Source organism: Nocardia elegans NBRC 108235, from assembly GCF_001612845.1.
Lineage (GTDB): Bacteria > Actinomycetota > Actinomycetes > Mycobacteriales > Mycobacteriaceae > Nocardia > Nocardia nova.
Genome location: NZ_BDBF01000025.1, coordinates 22,329 through 46,146, shown reverse-complemented (window position 1 = coordinate 46,146; position 23,818 = coordinate 22,329). Strand labels below are relative to the sequence as shown.

At 68.4% G+C, this 23,818-nt stretch carries 30 protein-coding genes; 13 read left to right on the top strand and 17 right to left on the bottom strand.

All coding sequences use genetic code 11. The features are described 5' to 3' along the window. Nucleotides 1–30: 30 nt before the first annotated feature. Complete coding sequence (locus NE2_RS18540; protein ID WP_030516076.1) at nt 31–327, bottom strand: DUF6412 domain-containing protein; 297 nt, start codon at nt 325–327, stop codon at nt 31–33. Between the two features lie 127 nt (nt 328–454). Between NE2_RS18540 and NE2_RS18535 the strand changes: the two genes are divergently transcribed. The 4 genes from NE2_RS18535 to NE2_RS18520 all read left to right on the top strand — a co-directional run bounded on the left by NE2_RS18535 (nt 455) and on the right by NE2_RS18520 (nt 3,661). After that, the gene (locus NE2_RS18535; protein WP_063027853.1) at nt 455–1,549 is read left to right on the top strand and encodes an NAD(P)H-dependent amine dehydrogenase family protein; all 1,095 of its coding nucleotides are present in this window, start codon (nt 455–457) and stop codon (nt 1,547–1,549) included. After that, nucleotides 1,546–2,025, top strand: coding sequence for a carboxymuconolactone decarboxylase family protein (locus NE2_RS18530; RefSeq protein WP_030516078.1), 480 nt, complete (start codon nt 1,546–1,548; stop codon nt 2,023–2,025). The genes NE2_RS18535 and NE2_RS18530 overlap by 4 nt, the downstream gene beginning before the upstream one ends. 284 nt (nt 2,026–2,309) lie before the next feature. Further along, nucleotides 2,310–3,098 carry a CE1 family esterase gene (locus NE2_RS18525; RefSeq protein WP_063027851.1) on the top strand — a complete coding sequence of 263 codons (789 nt, stop codon included), beginning with the start codon at nt 2,310–2,312 and terminating at the stop codon, nt 3,096–3,098. Continuing rightward, nucleotides 3,095–3,661, top strand: a complete 567-nt coding sequence (locus NE2_RS18520; RefSeq protein ID WP_063027849.1) for a YbhB/YbcL family Raf kinase inhibitor-like protein — start codon at nt 3,095–3,097, stop codon at nt 3,659–3,661. Before NE2_RS18525 ends, NE2_RS18520 begins: the two co-directional genes overlap by 4 nt. Before the next feature lie 3 nt (nt 3,662–3,664). On the opposite strand, the gene NE2_RS18515 is transcribed toward NE2_RS18520, so the two are convergent. Then, a complete protein-coding gene (locus NE2_RS18515; protein ID WP_063027847.1) occupies nt 3,665–4,609 on the bottom strand; it encodes a phosphotransferase in 945 nt (314 codons plus the stop codon). Between the two features lie 94 nt (nt 4,610–4,703). On the opposite strand from NE2_RS18515, the gene NE2_RS18510 reads away from it, so the two are divergent. Both NE2_RS18510 and NE2_RS18505 read left to right on the top strand, forming a co-directional pair. Next, entirely contained in the window at nt 4,704–5,150 is a 447-nt protein-coding gene (locus NE2_RS18510; RefSeq protein ID WP_063909422.1) for a MarR family winged helix-turn-helix transcriptional regulator, read from the top strand. A gap of 23 nt (nt 5,151–5,173) precedes the next feature. Continuing rightward, complete coding sequence (locus NE2_RS18505) at nt 5,174–6,136, top strand: MBL fold metallo-hydrolase (RefSeq protein ID WP_084494154.1); 963 nt, start codon at nt 5,174–5,176, stop codon at nt 6,134–6,136. Here the strand turns inward: NE2_RS18505 and NE2_RS18500 are convergent. Then, on the bottom strand, nt 6,108–6,755 hold the full coding sequence (locus NE2_RS18500) for a class I SAM-dependent methyltransferase (RefSeq protein WP_063027843.1): 648 nt from the start codon (nt 6,753–6,755) through the stop codon (nt 6,108–6,110). The two genes, NE2_RS18505 and NE2_RS18500, sit on opposite strands and share 29 nt — an antisense overlap. A gap of 100 nt (nt 6,756–6,855) precedes the next feature. Between NE2_RS18500 and NE2_RS18495 the strand changes: the two genes are divergently transcribed. Further along, a complete protein-coding gene (locus NE2_RS18495) occupies nt 6,856–7,596 on the top strand; it encodes a VIT1/CCC1 transporter family protein (protein WP_063027841.1) in 741 nt (246 codons plus the stop codon). Here the strand turns inward: NE2_RS18495 and NE2_RS18490 are convergent. Both NE2_RS18490 and NE2_RS18485 read right to left on the bottom strand, forming a co-directional pair. Next, nucleotides 7,593–8,252 carry a pentapeptide repeat-containing protein gene (locus NE2_RS18490; RefSeq protein WP_063027840.1) on the bottom strand — a complete coding sequence of 220 codons (660 nt, stop codon included), beginning with the start codon at nt 8,250–8,252 and terminating at the stop codon, nt 7,593–7,595. The genes NE2_RS18495 and NE2_RS18490 overlap by 4 nt on opposite strands. A gap of 41 nt (nt 8,253–8,293) precedes the next feature. Further along, the gene (locus NE2_RS18485) at nt 8,294–8,731 is read right to left on the bottom strand and encodes a hypothetical protein (protein WP_063027838.1); all 438 of its coding nucleotides are present in this window, start codon (nt 8,729–8,731) and stop codon (nt 8,294–8,296) included. An 85-nt stretch (nt 8,732–8,816) separates the two neighbouring features. On the opposite strand from NE2_RS18485, the gene NE2_RS18480 reads away from it, so the two are divergent. Beyond that, complete coding sequence (locus tag NE2_RS18480) at nt 8,817–9,602, top strand: helix-turn-helix domain-containing protein (RefSeq protein WP_063027951.1); 786 nt, start codon at nt 8,817–8,819, stop codon at nt 9,600–9,602. Nucleotides 9,603–9,633: 31 nt separating this feature from the next. Here NE2_RS18480 and NE2_RS18475 read toward each other — a convergent pair whose 3' ends face one another. After that, nucleotides 9,634–10,248: an NAD-dependent epimerase/dehydratase family protein gene (locus NE2_RS18475; RefSeq protein WP_063027836.1), complete on the bottom strand. Its 615-nt coding sequence runs from the start codon at nt 10,246–10,248 to the stop codon at nt 9,634–9,636. A gap of 142 nt (nt 10,249–10,390) precedes the next feature. Between NE2_RS18475 and NE2_RS18470 the strand changes: the two genes are divergently transcribed. Beyond that, the gene (locus NE2_RS18470; RefSeq protein ID WP_063027834.1) at nt 10,391–11,050 is read left to right on the top strand and encodes a PadR family transcriptional regulator; all 660 of its coding nucleotides are present in this window, start codon (nt 10,391–10,393) and stop codon (nt 11,048–11,050) included. Between the two features lie 189 nt (nt 11,051–11,239). Beyond that, nucleotides 11,240–12,448, top strand: coding sequence for an FAD-dependent monooxygenase (locus NE2_RS18465; RefSeq protein ID WP_063027833.1), 1,209 nt, complete (start codon nt 11,240–11,242; stop codon nt 12,446–12,448). A gap of 55 nt (nt 12,449–12,503) precedes the next feature. Here the strand turns inward: NE2_RS18465 and NE2_RS18460 are convergent, their stop codons facing one another. Beyond that, entirely contained in the window at nt 12,504–14,537 is a 2,034-nt protein-coding gene (locus tag NE2_RS18460) for an MDR family MFS transporter (protein WP_063027832.1), read from the bottom strand. A gap of 231 nt (nt 14,538–14,768) precedes the next feature. Here NE2_RS18460 and NE2_RS18455 point away from each other — a divergent pair, with 231 nt between their 5' ends. From NE2_RS18455 to NE2_RS18445, 3 genes are all read left to right on the top strand, one after another. Beyond that, the gene (locus NE2_RS18455; RefSeq protein WP_063027831.1) at nt 14,769–15,644 is read left to right on the top strand and encodes an oxidoreductase; all 876 of its coding nucleotides are present in this window, start codon (nt 14,769–14,771) and stop codon (nt 15,642–15,644) included. 64 nt (nt 15,645–15,708) lie between these two features. Beyond that, nucleotides 15,709–16,182, top strand: coding sequence for a hypothetical protein (locus NE2_RS18450; RefSeq protein WP_063027829.1), 474 nt, complete (start codon nt 15,709–15,711; stop codon nt 16,180–16,182). After that, entirely contained in the window at nt 16,179–16,586 is a 408-nt protein-coding gene (locus NE2_RS18445; protein WP_063027827.1) for a DUF3817 domain-containing protein, read from the top strand. Before NE2_RS18450 ends, NE2_RS18445 begins: the two co-directional genes overlap by 4 nt. A gap of 15 nt (nt 16,587–16,601) precedes the next feature. Here NE2_RS18445 and NE2_RS18440 read toward each other — a convergent pair whose 3' ends face one another. From NE2_RS18440 to clpS, 10 genes are all read right to left on the bottom strand, one after another. Further along, entirely contained in the window at nt 16,602–17,210 is a 609-nt protein-coding gene (locus NE2_RS18440; protein ID WP_063027825.1) for a non-canonical purine NTP pyrophosphatase, read from the bottom strand. Then, entirely contained in the window at nt 17,210–17,977 is a 768-nt protein-coding gene (gene rph / locus NE2_RS18435) for a ribonuclease PH (RefSeq protein WP_030516106.1), read from the bottom strand. Before rph ends, NE2_RS18440 begins: the two co-directional genes overlap by 1 nt. A gap of 76 nt (nt 17,978–18,053) precedes the next feature. Beyond that, nucleotides 18,054–18,818 (bottom strand): cyclic nucleotide-degrading phosphodiesterase, encoded by a 765-nt coding sequence (locus NE2_RS18430; RefSeq protein ID WP_063027823.1) that lies wholly within the window; start codon nt 18,816–18,818, stop codon nt 18,054–18,056. A 69-nt stretch (nt 18,819–18,887) separates the two neighbouring features. Continuing rightward, nucleotides 18,888–19,658: a rhomboid family intramembrane serine protease gene (locus tag NE2_RS18425; protein WP_425438064.1), complete on the bottom strand. Its 771-nt coding sequence runs from the start codon at nt 19,656–19,658 to the stop codon at nt 18,888–18,890. A gap of 105 nt (nt 19,659–19,763) precedes the next feature. Then, complete coding sequence (locus NE2_RS18420) at nt 19,764–20,726, bottom strand: PLP-dependent cysteine synthase family protein (protein ID WP_063012217.1); 963 nt, start codon at nt 20,724–20,726, stop codon at nt 19,764–19,766. A gap of 5 nt (nt 20,727–20,731) precedes the next feature. After that, nucleotides 20,732–21,043 (bottom strand): MoaD/ThiS family protein, encoded by a 312-nt coding sequence (locus NE2_RS18415; protein ID WP_063027821.1) that lies wholly within the window; start codon nt 21,041–21,043, stop codon nt 20,732–20,734. Nucleotides 21,044–21,090: 47 nt separating this feature from the next. Next, a complete protein-coding gene (locus tag NE2_RS18410) occupies nt 21,091–21,513 on the bottom strand; it encodes a M67 family metallopeptidase (protein ID WP_030516111.1) in 423 nt (140 codons plus the stop codon). 163 nt (nt 21,514–21,676) lie between these two features. Further along, complete coding sequence (locus NE2_RS18405; protein ID WP_063027819.1) at nt 21,677–22,759, bottom strand: P1 family peptidase; 1,083 nt, start codon at nt 22,757–22,759, stop codon at nt 21,677–21,679. A 19-nt stretch (nt 22,760–22,778) separates the two neighbouring features. Further along, nucleotides 22,779–23,348, bottom strand: a complete 570-nt coding sequence (aosR, locus tag NE2_RS18400; RefSeq protein ID WP_063027947.1) for an oxidative stress transcriptional regulator AosR — start codon at nt 23,346–23,348, stop codon at nt 22,779–22,781. Nucleotides 23,349–23,370: 22 nt separating this feature from the next. Next, nucleotides 23,371–23,805 (bottom strand): ATP-dependent Clp protease adapter ClpS, encoded by a 435-nt coding sequence (gene clpS, locus NE2_RS18395; RefSeq protein ID WP_373862258.1) that lies wholly within the window; start codon nt 23,803–23,805, stop codon nt 23,371–23,373. Between the last annotated feature and the right edge of the window lie 13 nt (nt 23,806–23,818).

Genomic DNA, 23,818 nt, shown 5'->3' with positions numbered 1-23,818 from the left:
GCTGGGAGCACCGGCGTGGGTTACGCGCGATCAGCTCCAGCGCCCCGGTGCCCTGGGCCGCACCCGGCCCGCCGTATCCGGATTGCTCTGTCGCAGAAAAGATCCCCGCCGCCGCTGCTGCGCCGACACGGGTGGTCCACTGCTGCCACCGATCGGCTGCAGTCGCACCCGGCTGGAGTAGGCGGCGACGACCGCCAACGCGAGCACCGCCGCGGCGGCAACCGCCAGCAGTGAATTCGGTTCGCCCGCAGGCATGATCGTGGCGGCGACCACGGACAGTACGAGGGCGCACAGCATCAGCGCCGTCGAACGGATCCGCATCACCATGCCGATCAGGGTACCGAACGGCACGGCGCGCCGAGCTGAGCCGACGGCCTGGTGTCCGGGCAAAGGGACCGACGGCAGACCCGGCAAAACGCCCACAGCGAACCAAGCACTTGCTAGTGTCGGAGCGATGATCTCGACGATCGTCTGGGGTACGGGCAATGTCGGCCGTGCCGCGATCCGCGCCGTGCACGCGCACCCCGAACTGGAGTTGACCGGGGTGCTGGTGCACGATCCGGCCAAGGTCGGGCGCGATGCGGGCCGGCTGGCCGGACTCGATCACGACCTCGGTGTCCCGGCCTCGGCCGATGTCGACGCCCTGCTGGCACGCCATCCCCGCGCGGTCGTGTATGCCGCGTCCGGCGATATCCGGCCCGACGACGCCCTGCGCGATATCGTGGCCGCGATCCGCGCGGGCGCCGTGGTCGTCACCCCCGCCCTCTACGCGCTCTACGATCCCCGCAACGCTCCCGCCGAGGTGCGCGAGCCGGTGCTGGCGGCGATCGCGGCGGGCGGCGGTTCGCTGTTCGTCTCGGGTATCGATCCCGGGTGGGGCAACGACGTGCTGCCGCTGCTGGTGAGCGGGCTCGGTCACCGGGTCGACACGATCCGCTGCCAGGAGATCTTCGACTATTCCACCTACGATCAGCCGGATTCGGTGCGCTACCTGGTCGGAATGGGACAGCCGATGGACTACGAGCCGCCGATGACCGCGCCCGGTGTCCCGACGATGGTGTGGGGCGGTCAGATTCGCCTGATGGCACGCGCCCTGGGCGCCGAACTCGACGGCATCCGCGAGACGCTGGACCGGCGTGCCCTCGACACCACGGTGAGCACCGCGGCGATGGGTGACTTCGACGCGGGCACCCAGGGTGCGGTGCGATTCGAGGTGCAGGGCATGGTCGGCGGCCGGCCGCGCATCGTGATCGAACACGTCACCCGCATCCACCCCGACTGCGCACCCGACTGGCCGCGCCCGCCCGACGGCGCGGGCGCGCATCGCATCATCGTGGAGGGCGATCCGCGCATCGAGGTGACCGTCGAGGCCGAGACCGAGGGCGGGAACCGCGCCGCCGGCGGAAATGCCACTGCCGTCGGCAGATTGGTCAATGCCATCGACTGGCTGGCCGCGGCCGAGCCCGGCCTCTACGACGCCCTCGACGTCCCCTTGCGCCCCGCGGTCGGCAGATTCGCGAGCGACCCATCCGAAAGGACACCGCAATGAACATCGACATCCCCGAGGGGAAGGATCCGATCGGCTACGTCTGGGGTGAGATGGTGCCGGGGATCGGGCCCGCCGCCTCGAAACTGTCGCTGGCGGTCTACTCCCACAGCACCCTCGGACTGCGAGAGTTCGAGGCGGCGCGGCTGCGGATCGCGCAGATCAACGGCTGCCTGTTCTGTCAGGACTGGCGCACCGAGCGCGACGGGCAGAAGGTGGAGATCGGCTTCGAGCAGGCCGTCACCGATTGGCGCACCACCGATTCCTTCGACGATCGAACCCGGCTGGCCGCCGAGTACGCCGAACGCTACGTCCTCGACCACCACAACCTGGACGACGAGTTCTGGGCCCGGATGCGTGCGCACTACAGCCAAGCCGAGATCGTCGAGCTGAGCATGTGCATCGGTTCGTGGCTGGCGTTCGGCCGGCTCAACCGCGTCCTCGGACTCGACACCGTGTGCGTGCTGCCAGGCCACTGAGGGTCCGGGCGCTGTCCGGGGCCACTACTGCTCGGGCAGGGCTGTCACTGTTCGGGTAGGGCCCCGGCCATGCCGCCGACGTCGGTCACCTTCCAGCCGCTGCCTTAAGTGAACGCGAGTTCTGGAACCTGTTATCAGCAACGATCCGCTATCGCTATGACCCGTGTCACGTGTGATCGGCCACAAGGCGGCTACCAGAGACCCACGACGGCCGGCGCCGGAGCTTTCATCTGCGACCGCCCCGGGATCCGGACAGTCCGCTGATCGTCGCGTTGCACGGGAATATGGGACCGGATGCCTCGGGCGGCGGTCTGCTCATGCACGACTGGACCCGATTCGCCGATCACGCCGAGGAATGGGGTGTCGGTGTCGTCTATCCGGACGGCTGCCACGGCAGTTGGGCGGACGGCCGCGGCGTCACGGCCGCGGAGGAGAACGGGGTGGACGACGTGGGGTTCCTGCGCACCATGATCGACTGGTGCGCGGAGAAGTTCCGGACCTCATCCGATCGAACGCTGGTGGCCGGAATATCCAACGGCGCCTTCATGTCTCATCGTCTCGCGCTCGAATGCAGCGAACGGGTCGCCGTCTTCGCCGCGGTGGCCGGTGCGCTGCCCGCCGATCTGACCGCGGTGCGGCCGACCCACGCGGTGTCGGCGATGCTGATCAACGGCGATGCCGATCCCCTTGTTCCGCTCGCCGGCGGCTACTCCCGCCACCGCGGGCCGGACGGCGAACCGCGCGGGCGGATTCTCGGCGCCGCCGCGACCGCCCAGCACTGGGCGAGCCTCGACCGATGCGCGGACGAACGAACTACCGTCACGACCGCCGGCTCACGACGCGTCACCGCCGCACACGGCATCGGCGATACCGCCGTGACGGTATGGACGGTAGTCGGCGGCGGTCACACCTGGCCGGGTGTCGCCGTCCCGGAGGAGTGGGCCGGTGCTCCCGGTGCGGTAGCCACCCTGGAATTCGATGCCACCGTCGAAATCCATCACTTCGCCCGCCCGCTGCTGCGACCGGCGGCGCGGCGGCTGCGTCCACCTCGGTCGGAGAAGGAGAACCGATGAGCATTCTGGGCAAACTGCTCGCCAATCGCCGCGCCGGTACATCGGAGCTGGCGTGGAATCAGCCGAACCTGCGCAGCGACACCGTCTTTCGGCTCACGAGTCCGGATTTCGAGCCGGAGACCACGCTCGACATCCGGCATGCCTCCCACCGAATCGGTGGCGCCGACGAGTCCCCGGCGCTGGACTGGAGCGGCGCGCCCGACGACGCGACAGGCTTTCTGCTGGTCGTCGAGGATCCCGACGCTCCGATGCGGAAGCCGTTCGTCCATTGCGTCGCGCTCCTCGAGCCGTCGCTGCGGAGCTTGACACGGAACGCAGTACGTGCCGATACCACCGAGCCGGGGGTACGGGTGCTGCGCTCCGGTTTCGGCAGCGGGTACATGGGTCCCGCACCGATCAAGGGGCACGGTCCGCACCGGTACGTCTTCCAGTTGTTCGCCCTCGGCGCGCCCCTCACCACAGCCGCGGGCAAACCTGTAGAGAACGCGAAACCCCGGGATGTGCTGGCGGCCGCGCAGGCCGTGGGCCGGGCCCGGATCGACGGTTTCTACGAACGTCGTTGAGGCTCACTCGCCGTTCGGCCGATAGCTGCGCAGGGCCTGCCGCAGTACCGCCAGTCGCTGGTCGCGAAAGTCCGTGCGGCCCTGTTCGATCGCGTCCAGTACGTCGAGGGCGGGGTCGGCACATGCCCAGAAGCGCAGCTTGGTCTCGGTGACGGGCTCGAGATCCCGCGCGCGACAGCGCTGGATCTCGCACACGAAGTCGCGTCCCGCCTCCGGGTACAGATAGCAGAGGTCGTAGTCGGGGTCGCCGATCTCCACATCGCCGAAGTCGATCAGGCCGCTGATCGCGCCGCCGGTGATCAACAGATGATCCAGGCTCATATCGGCATGGATGAGGGTCGGTTCGTAGGCGAAGTTCGCGTCGTCGTCGAGATATCGCTGCCAGGCCGCGGACAACTCCTCGGCCTCGGCCGCGTCCAGCAACGGAAGCACCTCGGCGCGAACGGACTTCAGATCCGCGGCGAAATCACACCGCAGATCGGTGACCTCGACACCGAAGCTCCGTGCACGGTCCACCGGAAACGAATGGATCCGATCGATCAACTCCGCGATCGTCCGCGCCGCGACGGAGCGCAGCAATCCAAGCTCGGCCCATTCTTCTTCGTCGAGCGATTCGCCCGGGACCAGCGGATACACGCAGAACTCGCCCGGCCCCAGCGGATTCGGCGCGGTGAACAGGAATTGCGGAATCGGCACCGGCAGCAACGGGGCCAATTCCGGAAGCAGACCGGCCTCGCGCGCGATTCCTTCCGCGCCGTGCGGGTCCTGAGGCAGGCGCAACACGTAGGGCTGTCCCGCCGAATCCAGCTGCAGCGCAACGCTGTCCAGCCCGGCGCCCAGCGGGCGCAGTGAACCACTCGCCAACTCCGGCCGGGGCGAGCCGGCGAGGGCGCCGCGTACCCGGTCCTGCCAGTCGGGGGGAAGTTCCACGCTCGCGCGCATATCCATGTCCGAATCGTAGAACCGGTGGCCACCGGTTATCGCCGAGCGGCGATCGGCGCACGCCGGGCGGCCGGGGTGACGGCCGTCTAAGATCGGCGGCGTGCCGGAATCCGGGAGCTCAGTACCCGCCTCGGTCCAGGTGTGGCGGGCGTTGCAGCGGGTGTACGTCGACCTGCGCCCGGAGCTGGATGCCCAACTGCGTCGCGGCTACGGCATGCCCGCCAGCTGGTACGACATGCTCGTGGAACTCGCGGGCACGCCGCGTCTGCGGATGAGCGACCTCGGCGCGACCATGGTGCTCAGTCGCACCCGGGTGAGCCGCCTGGTCACCGAATTGGAGGCGCGCGGCCTGGTCACCCGCGAAACCAATCCCGCGGACGGCCGATCGGCGTACGTCGCCATCACCATGGCGGGGCGGCAGCGGCTGGACGAGGCCACCCCCCATCATCACGCGGTCGTCGACCAGCATTTCGCCGGTCTGGGCGCCGACGAACTCGGCGCTCTCGCCACCGCCCTGCACAAGGTGCTCGCCGAGGACCGTCCGTGACCCGGTTGGCGCACAATGGACCGATGTCCGCTCTCTCGACGGTGCTCGATCCGCTTCGGCACACCGCCGGCTATGCCCGCTACTTCCTGAACAAGAGCGCGCGCGACCGCGAGGATGCGCAGGCATTGCGCGAGCTCGAAGCCCGGCCGCTGACGCTGCCCGCCGGTCTCGAACTCGAATGGCTGGGCACCGCCGGGTATCGAATGACCTACGAGGGCGCGACACTGCTCGTCGATCCGTTCCTCACCCGGGTGCCGTTGTCGACGGTGGTGCGCCGCCGCACCGCGCTTCCCGATCCGGCATCGATCGACCGCTTCCTGCCCGGCCTCGGCGACGTATCGGGAATCGTTGTCGGACACGGCCATTGGGATCACGCGCTGGACGCTCCCGAGCTCGCGCGCCGTTTCGGCTGCCCGGTCTACGGCTCACGGTCGGTGCGCAATCTGATGGCCCTGCACGGACTCGGTGATCGGGGTGTGGAGGTGGAGCCGTACCGCCGCTACGAACTAGGACCGTTCACGGTGACCTTCGTGCCGAGCGTGCATTCGAAGATCCCGTTCGGCACCCGGATCCCCTCCCCCGGCGACACCAGCTGCGAATCCCTGGCCGCGCTGGCGCCGATGGCGTACGGCTGCGGACAGACCTGGGGCATCCACATCGCGGTGGCCGGTATCGAGATCTACCACCAGGGCAGCGCCGATCTCATCGATGACGCGATCCGGCACCGCGACGTCGACATCTTCCTCGCCGGAGTGGCCGGACGGTCGGTGACGCCGGACTACTGGCACCGGATCCTGACGCGGCTGCGCCCCGCCACCGTCGTGCCGATGCACTACGACGATTTCCTCCGGCCGCTCGACGCACCCATGGGCTTCACCGTCGACATCGCGCTGGCCGCGGTGCCCGACGAGATCGGCGCCGTGAGTCGCGCGATCGACGTGGTCGCCCTGCCGGCGCTCAGTCCTCGCGAACCGGACGCCCGATGAGCAGATGAGCCGGAATGGGCTGCCGGTCGATCTGCCGGTGTTCGACCGCCAGCCCGGCTCGTTCCAGCGCGCCCGATACCTCGTCGACCGGCCGCAGCCGGAAGCCGTGCGCGGTGAACGGCATCTTCGCCATCGCCGCCGGATCCCCGATGCCGACCACCACCCGGCCACCCGGGCGCAGCACCCGCGCCAGCTCCGCGCAGGCCCGGTCCAGATCGTCGATGAAATAGACGGTATTCACCGTGATCACCGCATCCAGGCTCGCCGATGCGAGCGGCAGCTCGGTGAGCGCGCCTTCCACGATCCGCAACCGGCCGGTGCCGATGTCGCGGGCGAAGCGAGAACGGGCACGCGCCGACATATCCGGAGAGATCTCCACGCCGTGCACGGTCCCCGCCTCACCGACGGTGCGCAGCAGGATCGACAGCCCCACACCGCCGCCGAAGCCGATATCGGCCGCGGCCTGTCCCGCGCCCACCTCGGCCGCCTCGACCGCGGCGTCGATGGCGAAGCGATTGGCCCGGTTCAGCATCCGCGCGACCACCTTGCCCAGCACCCCGTGCGGATTGCCCAGCTGTTCGGCGACCGTGGACATAGCGCGTGTGACAAGGGAATTCATGGCACGCATGCTACCGATCCCGGCTCGCCTCGGCGGCGGACGCGGCTCGCCTGCGGGGCAGGTCCACCACCCGGCCCGCTCGGCGGCCTACTCTGCATCCGTGAACGACTCCGACAATGTGCGCGACTCCGGGAGCTGGAAGCATCCGCACGAACCCCACGGCGGCGGTTTCGCCTCCCGGCTGAATTGGTTGCGGGCCGGGGTGCTGGGCGCCAACGACGGCATCGTGTCGACCGCGGGCCTGGTGGTGGGCGTCGCCTCGGCCACCGCGGCTACCACGCCCATCCTCACCGCCGGTGTGGCCGGGCTGGTCGCAGGTGCGCTGTCGATGGCGGCCGGCGAATACGTCTCGGTCAGCACCCAGCGCGACAGCGAACGTGCCCTGCTCTCGCTGGAGAAGCGGGAGCTCGCCGAAGATCCCGATTACGAACTGACCGAGTTGACCGAGATCTATCGGCACAAAGGACTGTCGGAGGCGACCGCGCGGCAGGTCGCGCAGGAATTGACCGCCCACGACGCCTTCGCCGCGCACGCCGAGGCGGAATTGGGTCTGGACCCGAACGAGCTGACCAACCCGTGGCAGGCCGCGTTCTCCTCCGCGCTGGCGTTCACCTGCGGCGCCCTGTTGCCGCTGCTGGCGATTCTGCTTCCGCCGGCGAGCTGGCGCATTCCGGTGACCTTCGCCGCCGTGCTGGTCGCGCTGGCCGCGACCGGATCGCTGAGTGCGCGCCTGGGCGGCAGCAATCGACGCCGGGCTGTGCTCCGGGTGGTGATCGGTGGTGCGCTGGCCATGGTCGTGACCTACGGTATCGGCCAGATCCCGGGCGTATCCAGCGGCTAGTCGCGGATCCGATTGTCGCGCACGATGATTCCCGCCGCCCGCGCGAAGGCGGGCGCCATCTCCATCAGCTGGGGTGTGGTGATGATCGCCCCCTTCAGCGTTCCGATATCGGCGATGAGGTCCAGGGCGGCCGCGCCCCGCAGGTCCACATCCTTCAAGGTGGCCCCGTGCAGGGCGACGCCTTCGAGCCGCGATCCGGGGAAGTCGACCTTCCGAAGTGTGGCGGCGGAGAAGTCGGTATCGCGGAAGACGCAGTCGGCGAAGGTCACGTCCTGCAGTGTGGCCGCGCGGAAGTTCACCGATTCGAATTTGCACCCCTCGAACCGGATGCGGCGCAGCTGCGCGTCGACGGCGATGACTCCCGACCACGCGGAGTCGACGAATTCCGCATTCAGCCACCGAGTTTCGCAGGCGTCGATCCCGATCCACCGCACCCCGCGCAGCCAGACGTCGTCGAATCGACAGTGATTCAGGCTGCCGCCGCCGAGGACCACACCGGTCAGCGCCGACTCGCTGAACCAGGAGCCGCCCGCCGACACCTCCTCGAGGGACGTGGCGTCGAGGTGGACCCGCTCGTACTCGGTGTCGGGTGCGAGCGGTTCCAGCAGTGGCGTCAGACTCCGGGCATACGGCAGATCGGCGAGGTCGCGAGGCATTCCTGCACCCTAGACATGCGCACCGACAGGCCCGCGGCGGCTCACTTCACGAATTGGTGGTCGGTGCGCACCCTCCCGTCGGTGTCGAAGGTCAGCACCTCGAGTCCGGATCCTGCGACCGTGCCGTCCGCGCGCGAACGCATCACCCAGGTCAGGGCCACGGCGGCCCCGGCGTGCCGAACCGGCTCGCCCTCGGGCTCGAAGACATGCTCACCGTCGGCGACGAACATGTCGTATGCCCGGGTGACACGGTTGAACATCGCGTCGTAGCCGCGGACCTCGATCGCCGGAGCGGAGACCCCGTAGTGGCGGGCGGTATCGCGAATGCCCTCGGGCGGATTGACCATGACCTGATAGCCGTCCTCGGCCCAGACCTCGCGGATCAGCTCCCGACGCCGGTCGACATCGGGTTCGTTCCACTGCCCGACCCAGCGGTCGAGCAGATTCTTCAATTCGATATCGGTGGGTTCGTAGCTCATGCCGCCGAGTCTGTCCGCCGGCCCGCGCTCGCGCGATTCCCTCCAGGGTATGGCGGAGCGCCACGCCGGGGCCGACGATGATCTCATGACGACAGTCGCGCAACCGGGACCCTTCGCGCAGGAACTACGACGCTGGCGGGGGCTGCGGCGGTGGAGCCAGCTCGACCTGGCCATCCGCGCCGATACCACGCAGCGCCACCTCAGCTATCTCGAACAGGGCCGCTCCCGGCCGGGCCGGGCCATCGTGCTGCGGCTGGCGGAATCACTGGAACTGTCGCTACGCGAACGCAATGCGTTGCTGGCGACGGCCGGCTACGCCCCCGCCTACGACGAATCCGGTGTGGACGCACCGCAATTGGCTCCGGTGCGCGCGGCGCTGCGCACGATCCTGTCCGGGCATATGCCCTATCCAGCGCTGATCGCCGACCGCTACGGGTGTTTGATCGAAGCGAACGCCGCGTTCGACGTCTTCACCGAGGGCTGTGCGCCCGAACTGCTCACCGCGCCGATCAATGTGCGCCGCCTGGCATTACATCCGGACGGCCTGGCACCTCGGGTGGTCAACTTCGCCGAATGGGGCCGCCACGTCACCGAATCCATGCGGGCACGCAACCGCCACTCACCGGATCCGCGCGCCGAGGAACTGGTCGCCGAATTCGAGAGCTACCTCCCGGAAACCGATCCCGGGCCCGGCTATCTGGGCTTCGCGGTGCCGCTGCGACTGCGCGGCGAGACCGGCGAGTTGCGCTTGATCACCACGCTGACCTCGTTCGCCACCGCCACCGACGTCTCGCTCGCGGAACTGCATCTCGAGGCCTTCCTGCCCGCCGACGAATCCACCGCGAAACTGCTCCGGCAGCGCGCTCGGTGACCGATCGCGCTCGACCGGCCGGCGTCGAAACCTACTGCACCGATTCGAAATCCATGCGGCCGTCTTCGGTCACCGCGTAGATGCCCGAGGCCAGATCCAGCGCGACCACGGTCCGTGCCGCGGCCTCGGCGATATGAATGCGCGGCGGATCGGGCCGGTCCGCGTCCTCCGGATAGTAGGTTCCGGGACCGTAGAACTGGCCGTAGCGCAGGACGACGCCACCGATCCCGAGCACCGCATCCTCGAGGAACTGCTTGGCGGCCTGCCCCTCTCCGGTCATCTCCCACGCGACGCTCTGGGCGAGAAAGCGTTTCGCGCCCGCCGCCTGTGCCGCGGCGATCAGGTTCGCGGTGCCCTCCCGGCGCATCCGCGAATTCGCCGCCCGTCCGGCGGGCAGATCGGCGGGATCGTCGGGCAGGTCGGTGAGCTGGTGCATCACCAAATCGGGCGCGAAATCGCGCACCGCCTGTTCCAGCGCCGCCGCGTCGTAGACATCGCAGACGACCGGCCGGGCGCCGAAGCCGGTGAGCATCGATGTCTTCGACTCCGAGCGCGTGAGCCCGGCTACCTCGAATCCGGCCGAAACCAGCAGAGGTGTCAATCTGGCGCCCAGCACTCCGGTCGCGCCCGCCACAAAGATCCGCACGACGAATCACGATAACCGCCCGACTCCGGTCGGCCGGTCCGACACTCTCGACTACCCGGTGCGTGCGCTGCTTCGTTCGTCTCCCTCTTGCCCAGTCATACTCGTAGACGTATATTCGTAGACGAGTAAGGAGGTGTGGGGAATGCGCGAGAAGCGGAAAGTCGCCAATCTGCTGGCCCTGGCGGTCCTGGCGACGCTGATCGAACGTCCCATGCACCGCTACGAGATCGCGGCCCAGATGCGCGAACGCGGCAAGGACCGCGATATGGACATCAAATGGGGTTCGCTCTACACGGTTGTGCAGAATCTCGAGAAGCACGGATTCGTCGAGGTCATCGGCAGCGAGCGCGACGGCGCCCGGCCCGAACGGACGATCTACCGGCTCACCGACGCCGGCCGCGCCGAGGCCGAGGACTGGATCCGGGAACTGATCTCGACCCCCGAACCCGAACCCCATCGGTTCGTGGCGGGCCTGTCCGTCGTGGCCCTGCTGCCGCCGGACGAGGTGATCACACTGCTCGACGAGCGCACCCGTCTGCTCGCGGCGCAGATCGCCGAGCGCCGCCGCGAAATCGAGGAGCAGACACGATTTCTGCCGCGGCTCTTCCTGGTCGAGGCCGAATTCGGCGTCGCGATGCTCGAGGCCGAGGCGGCCTGGGTCGCCGAACTGCGTACGGAACTCGCCTCCGGCACCTTTCCCGACATCGATTTCTGGCGGCGCGCCCATTCGGAGCAGATTCCGCCCGCCGAGGTCGCCGCGATGGTGGAAGGAGGGACGTTCCGACAGCCGACCGACGACTGAAGTCCACGCTACGACAATCCACCGACGAACCAGGCCCGGCGCAGTGCGGCAACACCGCGCCGAGCCCGATCCACTTACCTCTCGAACCGCATTCACGCAGGCGAACCCAGCCCGAGTATGGCAACTTCAGGATAACTGGGCAGCGCGTGCGCGGATCGAATCGGGTTCATCCACTCGAGGAGAATTCCCATGTCCGCAGTCACATCCGCCCTCGTCATCGGCGGCGGTGTCGCAGGCCCCGTCGCCGCCACCGCCCTGCGCAAGGCCGGAATCGAGGCCACCGTCTACGAGGCCTACCCGGGACCGGCTTACAACATCGGCAGCGCCCTGGGTTTCGCACCCAACGGCCTGGCCGCCCTGGACACCATCGGCGCCGGCGATGCCGTGCGGGCCGTCGCTCTGCCGATCACTCGCACCGTGATGTCGTTGGGCCACAAAGATATCGAGCTGCCGACGGCCGCCGGCCTGGAACCGCTGCACGCGATCGATCGCAGCGCCCTGCATCAGGTCCTGCACGATCATGCCGTCGACACCGGCGTGACGGTCGAGTACTCCAAGCGTCTCGTCGGCGTCGAGGAACATCGCGACGGCGTGACCGCGCGGTTCGCCGACGGCTCCACCGCCACCGCCGATATCCTCGTCGGCGCCGACGGCATCAAGTCGCGCGTGCGCGCGCTCATCGATCCGAACGCCCCGAGCGCCGACTACACCGGCATGCTCGGTTTCGGCGCCTACACCGCATGCTCGCACCCGGTCACCCCGGAGACCATGGTGTTCGCCTACGGTCGCAACGCCTACTACCTGTATTGGTCGATGCCCGACGGCCGGGTCGCCTGGGGCGCCAATCTGCCCCACAAGCAGTATCTTTCGCTGACCGAGGCGCGGGAGGTCCCCGCCGAACGGTGGTTGCGGACCCTGCGCGAGGTCTACGGCGAGGACACCCCCGGCGCCGAACTGGTTCGCAACACCCGGCCGGAAGATTTGGTCGTCACCGGCGGCCTGCACATCATGCCGCCGGTGCCGCACTGGTATCGCGACCGCATGGTGCTGGTCGGCGACGCGGTGCACGCGCCGTCCAACAGCACCGGCCAGGGAGCGTCGATGGCCATCGAGAGCGCGGTGCAGCTCGCTCGCTGTCTGCGCGATTTCGATTCACCGGCAACGGCTTTCGCCGCCTACGAACGGATCCGCCGTCCCCGGGTGGAGAAGGTCGCGGCCCGGGGAGCCAAGATCAACCAGTCGAAGACCGTCGGCCCGATGATGCGCCGGATGATGCCGCTGGTCATGCCGCTGGCGACCAAACTCTTCAAAATGGAGGAGGTCATGGCCCGCGAACAGAGCTACACCATCGACTGGGACGCACCGGTCGACGAGCGCGCCGAACTCGCTGTCGCATGAGCGTATTCACCTGGAGGGCAAGGTAATCGAGCCCGGGCGCTGCGGCCGGCGGTGATCACACCGTCAGCCGCAGCGCCTCCGGCCGTTCCACTTCCTCCAGCAGTTTCGCCGCGATATTGTCCAGCGCGCGGTCGAAGAGTGCGCGATCGTCCGGGTCGGCGCAATCCCAATCGTCGAGATAGCGGCACAGCCACTTGCGCCAGGCGGCGAGAATGCGGTCGTACTCGGCCTGGCCACTCGCGGTCAGATCCATTCGGTCGCCGTCGAATTCGATGTAGCCGGATCGCACCGCCTTGTCGTACACCGGTTCCAGCACTTCCGGCGGCATCCAGTGCGCTCGCGCCACCGCCGCCAGCTCGGCCGAACCGCGGGCGCGCTGCAACATCTTCACCTGCCCGATGGCCCAGGCCTGATCCCGGCCGAGCGGACTGTCCGCGGCCGCCAAGATCTGCGGGTCGGGCAGCTCGTCGTCGCGCAGTCTGCGCAGCACGTTCGCCAGCGAATGTTCCAGGCGGACAACACGATCCGGAGAATCGGGCACCGAGAAACCGCCGCCCACATCGGCCGCCTCCGCGCGGACGCTGTCGCGCAACGGCACCTGCTTCAGGAACCACGCCACGACGAAACCGACCACGGCCACCGGCACCACCCAGCGGAAGACGTAGTCGATGGTGTCGGCATAGGCGTCGATGATCGGGATCGCCTGGGCGTACGGAAGCTGGTGCAGCAGTTGCGGACTCTGCGCCACAGCGGGCGGCACCCCGGGCACCTCGGTGAGTGCCTGGCGCAGATTCGGTTCCAGCTGATTGCTGTAGAGCGTGCCGAAGATCGCGGTGCCGAAGGTCGACCCGACGGTCCGGAAGAAGGTGACACCCGAGGTGGCGGTGCCCAGGTCCTGATACGGGACGGTGTTCTGCACGACGATCGTCAGCACCTGCATCGCAAGGCCGATACCCAGACCGAGGATCAGCATGTACAGCGATTGCAGCCAGAAGCCGGTGGTCCGGCCCATGGTCGACATCAGATACAGCCCCACCGCCATGACCGCGGTGCCCGCGACCGGGAAGTATTTGTAGTAGCCGGTCCGGCCGACCACCTGCCCGGAGATGATCGAGGTGGTGAACAGGCCTACCACCAACGGCAGGGTGCGCAGTCCGGACGCGGTGGCCGAGACACCGTTGACGTATTGCAGATAGGCCGGCAGATAGGTCATCGCGCCGAGCATCGCGAAGCCGACGATAAAGCTGAGGATCGAGCAGACGGTGAAGACATTGCTGCGGAACAGGTGCATCGGCAGCATCGGCTCGGCCGCGCGGGTCTCGACGAAGACGAACGCTGCCAGCAGGACCACCGCGGCCGCGAACAGCCCGATGATGGTCGCCGAACCCCACGGATACTCCTGGCCGCCCCATTCCAGTCCGAGAATCAGACAGCTGACGCCGATCGCGACCAGTGCGATGCCGGCGTAGTCGACCACCGGCCGCACCGCGGCGCGGATCGACGGAATCGCCCGTGCCGCAACGGCGATCATCAAAATCGCCAGCGGCACGTTCACGTAGAAGCACCAGCGCCAGCTGGCATGGTCGGTGAACAGCCCGCCCAGCGTCGGGCCGACCACGGTGGTGATGCCGAAGACCGCGCCCAGCGCACCCTGATATTTGCCCCGGTCGCGCAGCGGGATCACATCGGCGATCAGCGCCATCGAGGTCACCATCAGCCCGCCCGCGCCGACTCCCTGGATGCCGCGCGCGACGATCAGCAGCGTCATGCCGTGGGCGAGCCCCGCCACCATCGACCCGATGATGAAGATCAGGCCGCTGAGCTGGAAGATCAGTTTGCGGCCGAACAGGTCGCCGAATTTTCCCGCCAGCGCGGTGGCGACCGCCTCGGCCAGCAGATACGCCGTCACGACCCAGGCCATATGCCCTGCGCCACCCAGGTCGGCGACGATGGTCGGCAACGCGGTCGACACGATGGTCTGGTCGAGCGCGGCCATCAACATTCCCAGCACGACGGTGGCGAAGACGACGTTGACGCGGGTATGGCTCACGGGTGCGGGCGATTCGGCGACTGCGGCGACACCGGACATTAGCTCAGTATGTGCTCTTGGCCCGATTCGATCGGCGTAACACGGCAATTCGCCGGCTCGCGTCCCTCATCCGCAAATCTTCGGCATTCATTTCGCGCATGCCGGAGCCATGGTCGATACCCTGACGACACGGCGACCGAACCCTACCGCCGGAACTTACTCTGGAGTAAGGTCACGCGGTGAGGATGCGACGAGGCTCCTACTCCCAAACGTAAACAGTGAGGTCTCACCATGGCGTGGAATCCCAGCGAGATCCCGGCGCAGCACGGACGCACGTTCGTGATCACCGGAGCCAACGGCGGTATCGGCAAGCACACCACCCGAGCACTGGCCGCCAAGGGGGCGACCGTGATCATGGCCTGCCGCAACACCACGACAGCACAGCAGGTCGCCGACGGTATCGAGGGCGATGTCCGAGTGTCCGCACTGGATCTGGCCGATCTCGCCTCGATTCGCGAATTCGCCGAGCGCACCGGGGAATTCGATGTGCTGATCAACAACGCGGGACTGATGAACATCCCCTTCTCGCGGACCAAGGACGGCTTCGAAACCCAGTGGGGGGTCAACCATCTCGGTCACTTCGCGCTGACCGGAATGCTGCTGGACCGTATCGGCGACCGGGTGGTCACTCTCGCCAGCATCGCGCATCGGCAGACGCCGAAGCTGTGGATCGACGACCTCAACTACGAGAACCGCCGCTACCAGCGCAACCTCGCCTACGCACAGTCGAAGTTGTCGAATCTGATGTTCGCGCGCGAACTGCAACGGCGCCTGGCCGAGTCCGGATCCGCCAAGCGGTCCTATGCCGTCCACCCCGGCGTCTCGCCCACCGATCTGTTCACCCGGACCGAGACCCCGCTCGACAAGGTCGCCAAGCCCTTCATCGCACTGGCCGGGCACTCCCCGCGCAAGGCGGCGGAGTCGAGCCTCTACGCGGCCACCGTGCCGGACGCCGATCCGAACACCTACTGGGGACCGACGCTGCTGTTCGGTTCCCGCGGTCCGGTGCGGCCGTCACCGTCGAGCGGGCTGTCGAAGAACACCGATCTGCAGCGGCGGCTGTGGGAGGAATCCGAGCGGCTGACCGGCGTGACCTACAAATTCTGACCAGCGCCGATCGCCGGGCACCTCACACTACGGCCCGTGTAGTAGACCGGGTACCGTGGTAGGCGTGTCCGCTCCACATCGTCGCCCGGCCCTGATCATCCTGGTGGTCGTGGCCGCGCTGGCGTGCCTGGGGTTGGGCTGGTGGCAGTGGGGACGGTTCGAATCCTCGTCCGGAACCGCGCAGAACCTCGGTTACGCGCTGCAATGGCCGCTGTTCGCCGGATTCGTGGTCTTCGCCTATTTCCGGTTCGTGCGACTCGAACGCGATACCGCCGCCCAGCACACCGAGGCGACGGAACCGGCCGAGGCATCGATCCCGGCCGACTCCGCGACCCCGGCTCGGCGGAAGACCAAACGGGCTGCTCCGCGCGAGATCCCGGCCGGCATCCTGCCCGAACGGCCGACCGCCGCCCGCGACGACGACCCGGTGCTGGCCGAATACAACAAATACCTTGCCGATCTGCACGCACAGGATGTGCGCGAGCGGATGCACGCCGTGGGGCTCGACGGCCCCGACACCGAGAGGAGAGCCGGTTGAGCGCCGACCACCCCACCACCCCGGCCGCCACCACCACACCGGCACCGGCCGGCACGCCCGCCCCCGCGGCCCGCGACACCGGCCGCATCCGGTCGGCGCTGACCCGCTACCGCGTGCTCGCCTATATCACCGGTGTCTGGCTGCTGCTGTTGTGCGCGGAGATGGTGTACAAGTACCTGCTGCTCGACGACAGCAGCAAGGCGCCGCACTGGCTGTTCTACATCGGCCAGATCCACGGCATCTTCTACATGCTGTATCTGGTGTTCACCATCGACCTGGGCATCAAGACGCGCTGGAAGCCGCTGACACTGGTGATCACGGCGCTCGCCGGAACCATCCCGTTCCTGTCCTTCGTCTGCGAGCACTACCGCACCCGCCAGGTCCGAGCCGAGTTCTCGAGCTGAGCCGCCCGGTCGCGCTCAGGACTCGGCGAGTTCGGCCAGTGCCGGGAGCAGGGCGCGCAGGGCTCGGCCGCGGTGGGAGGCGGCGTCCTTGTCCGCCGGAGTGAGCTGGGCCGCCGAGACCGATCCGCCGGCCGGGACGAACAAGGGGTCGTAGCCGAAACCGCCGTCGCCGACCGGCTTTCGTGCGATCCTGCCCGGCCATTGGCCGAGGGTGACGACCTCACGGCCGTCGGCGACCAGGGCGCAGGCCGAGACGAAGCGGGCGCCGCGGCGTTCGTCGGGGACGTCTCCCAGCTGGGCGAGCAGCAGTTCGTTGTTGGCCGCGTCGTCGCCGTGGCGGCCCGCCCAGCGCGCGGACAGCACGCCCGGCATACCGTTGAGAGCGTCGACCGCGAGGCCGGAATCGTCTGCCACACAAGGCAATCCGGTGGCCGCCGCGCCGTCGCGCGCCTTGGCGAGAGCATTCTCCTCGAAGGTCGCACCCGTTTCGGGGGCCTCCGGGAACGGCGGCACCTCGTCCAGGCCGATGATCTCCAGACCCGCGACGCCCGCCTCGGCGAGGATGCGGCGCAATTCGCCGAGCTTCTTCGCGTTGCGACTGGCCACCAGTACCCGGCGCGCCATTACTTCCTCTTCTCGCCCGGCTCGGGCAGATGCCCCGGATACGGCAGTGCGAGCGCCTGCTTCTGGACCTCGAACAGCTGCTCGCAACCGGCCAGCGCGGAATCCAGCAGCTTGTCCAGGGTCGAGCGAGGGAAGGTGGCGCCCTCGCCGGTGCCCTGGATCTCGACCAGGGTGCCGGTGTCGGTCGCGACCACGTTCATATCGACCTCGGCGCGCGAATCCTCCTCGTACGGCAGGTCCAGGCGCACCCGCCCGTCCACCACACCGACGCTGACCGCGGCGATCATGCACGAGATCGGCTGCGGATCGGCCAGGCGGCCGGCGGCTCCGAGGTAGGTGATCGCATCCGCCAGCGCCACGTAGGCGCCGGTGATCGCCGCGGTGCGGGTGCCGCCGTCGGCCTGCAGGACATCGCAGTCGAGGGCGATGGTGTTCTCGCCGATCGCGGCCAGGTCGATACACGCCCGCAGCGACCGGCCGACCAGACGGCTGATCTCCTGGGTGCGCCCGCCGACCTTGCCCTTCACCGATTCGCGCCCGCTGCGGGTGTGAGTGGCGGCCGGCAACATCGCGTATTCGGCTGTGAGCCAGCCCAATCCGGAGTCGCGCCGCCACGGGGGCACGCCCTCGGTGACGCTCGCGGTGCACATCACCCGCGTCTGACCGAATTCGACCAGTACCGAACCCGCCGGATGCGTGGTGAATCCCCGGGTGATCCTTACCTCGCGGAGTTCGTCGTCCGCTCTGCCATCGGCTCGTCTAGACACCACGCCAGCCTAAGGGATGGGTACGACGCCCCTCCCCCGGCGGGGCATCAACATCTCCACCCGGCGGGGTCGACGCTCAGATGTCGATGACCTCGCCCGGCGAGACCGCGTGCACGGGCCCGCTGAACTGCTCCTTGGCCTCGGCGATGACGTCCTCGCGCGAGGTCCACGGCGGAATGTGGGTGAGCAGCAGTTCGCCGACACCCGCACGGGCGGCGATCATTCCGGCCTCGGTACCCGAAAGGTGAATCCCCGGTGGGCGATTGGCCGGATCGTGCGTCCACGAGGCTTCCGACAGCAGGATGTCGGCACCCTCCGCGAGTTCGAAAACGGCGGGGCACAATGCGGTGTCACCCGTGTAGACCAGGGTGCGGCCGGTGGCGGTGGTGATGCGCAGGCCGTAGGACTCCGGCGGGTGGTACATCCGGCGGGCGACCACCGTGTGGCCGGGACCGAAGCGCACCTCGGCGCCCTCCTCCCAGGGGCGCATATCGATCACGTCGGACCAGTCGTCGCATTCGCCGCCGATCTCGGCCGAGGCGTTGCCGATCCGCAGCGCCGAATCCGAGGGGCCCTGCACGATGGCCTTCCCGGTCGGCGGGTTCGGGTGATACCGCCGCCACACCAGCAATCCGGGCAAGTCCAGGCAGTGATCGGCGTGCAGGTGAGTGAGGAAGATGTCGACCTCGCCGGGATCCAGGTGGCGCTGCAACGCACCCAGCACGCCGGGACCGAAATCGATCACGGTGGGGGTCATATCCGGACCGGTCAGCAAATAGCCCGACGCAGGGGAATCCGGGCCGGACACACTGCCCGAACACCCGAGGACGGTGAGGCGCATTCCCCCATGCTGCCACGCTGCATTCTCACTCAACTGGGGATCCCCCAAATCGCCGGCCGGGTTCCGCAGTCACCCCGACGATGCGAGGCGGCCGGCACTCTCCCCGCGACGATGACGACGTTCATTCGATGAGAGTACCCAGCCGGCCAGCAGTCCACCCAACGCACCGAAAAGATGCCCTTGCCAAGAGATTCCGGATTGTCCGGGCAGCACACCCCACAGAATCGAGCCGTAGAGCAGACCCACGACGACGCCCACGAGGATCTGCCACAGGTTGCGGGTGAACAGGCCGCGCGAGATCAGATAGGTGAGCCAGCCGAACACCAGGACCGAGGCGCCGATGTGCACCGAACCGCTCGCCCCGGTGAGCCAGGTGCCGATCCCGGCCACGACCCAGACGATGGCGGTGGCGGCCAGACCGCGACCGATCCCGGTGAGCAACGTCAGCAGTCCGAGCACGATCACCGGCAGGGTGTTGCCGATCAGATGCGCCCAGTTCGCGTGCAGGACGGGGGCGAACACGATTCCCTCCAGACCCGCGGCCGTCCGGGGCCGCACCCCCGCGCCGTCGAGGTCGTGGTTCGAGACGGTGTCGACCCCCTCGACCGCGTACAGCAGCGCCACGAAGCTGAGGGTCATCGCAATCGCCCGCTGCCACAACAACTTCAGCGCGGCGGTGCGTCCGGACTCGGATGCCGGCGTGGCGGGAACGGGCCGCGGCGACGGAGATTGCGGACCGGGCGGTACGGAACCGGCGGGTGTTCCCGCGGACCTCTGCAGTTCGGCCCGCAGCGCGGCAATCCGATCCGGGTCGAAGGACGGACCCATCTGCTCGGCCACCGCCATCACCTCCTCGCGAGACCGGCCGTCCGGTCGCTCGCCCTCAACGGTACCGCTGCGGCGAGGAACCGGACTCGGACCGGCGCTGCGGCCGGTCCACCGGGATTACGCCCAGAGCTGGCCTTCGAGCCGTTCCTCGGCATCCTCGAGCGTGCCGTCGTAGGCGCCGGTCGACAGATATTTCCAGCCACCGTCGGCCACCACGAACGCAATATCGGCCCGCTTGCCCGCGCGCAACGCCTTGTTGCCCACACCGAGGGCGGCGTGCAGGATCGCACCGGTGGAGATGCCGGCGAAGATGCCCTCCTCCAGTACCAGCTCCCGAGTGCGCCGCACCGCGTCGTAGGGCCCGACGGAGAACCGCGAGGTCAGCACCGATTCGTCGTAGAGCTCCGGAATGAAGCCCTCGTCGATGTTGCGCAAGCCGTAGACCAGTTCGCCGTATCGCGGCTCGGCGGCCACGATATCGATCTCCGCGACCTTCTCGCGCAGGTAACGACCGGTTCCCATCAGAGTCCCGGTGGTGCCCAGACCGGCGACGAAGTGGGTGATCTCCGGAAGGTCCGCCAGGATCTCCGGGCCGGTGCCCTGATAGTGCGCGTCGGCATTGGCGGGATTGCCGTACTGGTACAGCATCACCCAGTCGGGATGTTCGGCGGCGATCCGCTTGGCCTTCGCGACGGCCTGGTTGGAACCACCGGCCGCCGGCGAGTCGATGATTTCGGCACCGAACATGGTCAGCAGCTGCCGCCGCTCGACCGAGGTGTTCTCCGGCATCACACAGACCAGGCGATAGCCCTTGAGCTTGGCGGCCATGGCCAGCGAGATGCCGGTATTGCCACTGGTCGGCTCCAGGATCGTGCAGCCGGGCCGCAGCGTGCCGTCGGCCTCGGCCTGTTCGATCATGCGCAGGGCAGGTCGGTCCTTGATCGACCCGGTCGGGTTGCGGTCTTCGAGTTTGGCCCACAGCCGGACGTGGTCGTCACCGTCCCATTTGGGCGACAGCGTCCGTAGACCCACCAGCGGGGTGTTGCCGAGGGTCTCGATCAGCGATTCGTAGCGTGCCACGGAAATCAGCGGCCGAGCGCGCCGCCGGCGACGGTGCTGTCCAGGCCGCCTCCGGCGACGGCAGGAAGAATGGTCACCGATCCGTTGGCCGGAACCTCGGCCTCCAGCCCACCGGCGAAGCGCACGTCCTCGTCGTCGACGTAGATGTTGACGTAGCGGTTGAGCTTGCCGTCGGACAGCAGGCGCTGTTCGAGTCCGGGGTAGTTGGTCTCGAGGTTACCGATCACCTCGGCGAGGGTGGAACCGGTCGCCTGGACCCGCTTCTCACCTCCGGTGAGGGTGCGCATGATGGTCGGGATGGACACGGTTACCGACATGGGTGCTCCTGTTTCTTCTGGTCGCCTGGTTCGCGGACGCGTCGGGCTCAGGCCCGGGGGTATTCGGTCACGATCTTCACCGGTTCCTCGGTGACCACACCGTCGAGGATCCGGTAACTGCGCAGTTCGTGCTCGTGCGGGTCGCGGGTGGACACCAGCACGTAGTGGGCGTTCGGCTCGGAGGCGTACGAGATGTCCGTCCGGCTCGGATAGGCCTCCGTGGCGGTGTGCGAGTGGTAGATCACCACCGGCTCCTCGTCGCGGTCGTCCATCTCCCGCCAGACCCGCAGCTGTTCGCCGGAGTCGAACCGGTAGAAGGTAGGCGAGCGCTCGGCGTTGATCATCGCCACGAATCGCTCGGGGCGGTCGGAGCCCTCGGCGCCGGCGATCACACCGCAGGCCTCGTCGGGATGATCGGCGCGGGCGTGCGCCACCATCGCATCCACGAGATCGGCCCTGATCACCAGCACAGTTCGAATCCTTCCGCTCACGCCCGCGACGCGCCCGGCCCGCGCGGGTCGCATCGCTGCCGTCAACGGCCGAGGATATTCGGCTATTCCCACCCACCGCGCGGCCGGGCCTGATATAGCACGTCGGAGGGCGGCGGAAGACCTTGTCCGGGGCGTACGCCACTCAGCCGAACAACTCGCGGTAGGTCGGAATGCCCGCCACCGGGTTCGCCCGCAGGACCGCGTCCACGATCGCCCGCTCCACACAGACCGCGGCCGCGGTGCACAGTTCGTCCAGCAGCAGCAGATCCGCCGGAAACGCGGGCGGCAGGGCGATATTCGATTCCGCGGTCGCCGTGCCGGTGGCCAGCGCGAACAGAGTGTCGCCGTCCAGCGGGGAATGGGCGGGACGGATCGCGCGGGCCAGCCCGTCGTGCGCGGTGACGGCGAGGCGGCGACATCCCGCCGGATCCAGCGCGGCATCGGTGGCCACCACACCGATGGTGGTGTTGAGCACGGTTCCCTTCACCGGCAGGGCATTGGCGCGGGCCAGCGCTTCGGCCGTGGCGGGTGCCAGACCGAAATGCTCCGGTCCGTCGGTACCCGCTCCCCACGGCAGACCGGTCCGCGGATCGAATACCGAGCCGACCGGATTGGCGACCACCAGCGCACCGACGGTGTGACCGGCGGCCGGGCCCGCGGTGAAATGCACACTGGCCGTGCCGATTCCGCCTTTGAGAGAACCGGCTCGCGCGCCGGCACCGGCGCCCACACTGCCGCGCTCGAACGCCACACTCGCCGATTCCGTTGCGCGATAACCGAATTCCGCGGTCGGCCGGATATCCCACGCTCCCACCGGAAGATCGAAGATCACCGCGCCCGGAACGATCGGCACCACCCGCGAGGGATCGGCCGGATCCATCGGGATGCCCTCGCCGTCCTCCTCCAGCCGGCGCATCACCCCGTCGGCGGCAGCCAGCCCGTAGGCGCTGCCGCCGGTGAGCAGCACCGCATTCACCTGCCGCACCGTCTGTCCGGGATCGAGCAGATCGGTCTCGCGGGTACCCGGTCCCCCGCCGCGCACGTCGACCGAGGCGGTGGCGCCGCCCGGCACCCGCACCACGGTGCATCCGGTCGCGGCGCCGGAACCCAGCGTCGCGTCCGGATCGAGTTCGTGATGATGGCCTACGAGCACACCAGCGACATCGGTGATCGAATCGCGAGGTCCCGGCACCGAAGTCACATGTCCTCCTGCAGAGGTCGGCATCCGCGCGGCGAGAGCGGGGTCAGGGAGCGAGGGCGTGCAGCAGCGAATCCTGCATCCAGGTGAGCCAGTGGTAGACGTCCAGGTGCGGCGCGCGGGGGTCGTCCGGATCGAGTTGGTCCGGCGTGTCGGCGTCGATGCCGAGTGCGGTGCCGAGCGCGAGCCGCACGTCGTTGAGCGCGTTCAGCCAGGCGTCGGCCTGTTCGGGGGTGAGCACGATCTTGCCGCCGCGCTCGGGCAGGGTTTCCAGAACCACCGTGCCGGCGGCGACCTTCGCGTCGATGATCTCGGGTTCGTGCAGGCTGCGCAGAGCGCTGTTGAGATCGGCGCGATCGGCGTCCGGGGAACCGGGTTCCTTGCGATGGAAGTCGGGCAGCAGCCGCGCCAGCCGCGGGTCCTCCGGCGGAGCGCTGTTGCCGGTGCGAAGTCCGGTCAGCTCCGCGAGATCGTCCTCGGGGGTGGACCGGGCCCGATCGGTGAGCAGTCCGGTTACCGCCCCCACCAGCGAACGCAGAACGTCCGCCTCCCTGGGGTCCATTTCCGACCGCAGCTTGAGCCCGCTCAGCGAGTTCTTCCTGCTCCACTTGCGCACGGGGCTACCGTAGCCGTCGCGGTCACTGGTCACGTTGCATGGTCGCCCAGAGTCCGGCGGCATGCAGACGCTGTACGTCGTGCTCCATCCTGTCCCGGGACCCCGACGACACCACCGCCTTGCCCTCGTTGTGTACCTGCAGCATCAGTTCGGTTGCCTTGGCTTTGCTGTAACCGAACAGCTTTTGGAAGATGTAGGTGACGTAGTGCATCAGGTTCACCGGGTCGTCCCAGACCACCGTGACCCACGGCCGGTCCTCGGCCTCCAGGATCTCGGTGACCTCGACGGTTTCCGGTGTGGCCTGAGCCGCCGACAACCGTCCGGCTACGGCGCATACGCGGCTGCTCCGCCTCGCCCACGACTGCCCCGGCCATGCCGTGTCCTGCGGGCCCGTCGCTCGCGCCGCTGCCTGGTTCGCGCCGACCGGACCGGCGGCGATCCGGACGGCGTCTCTCATGCACAGACCCATA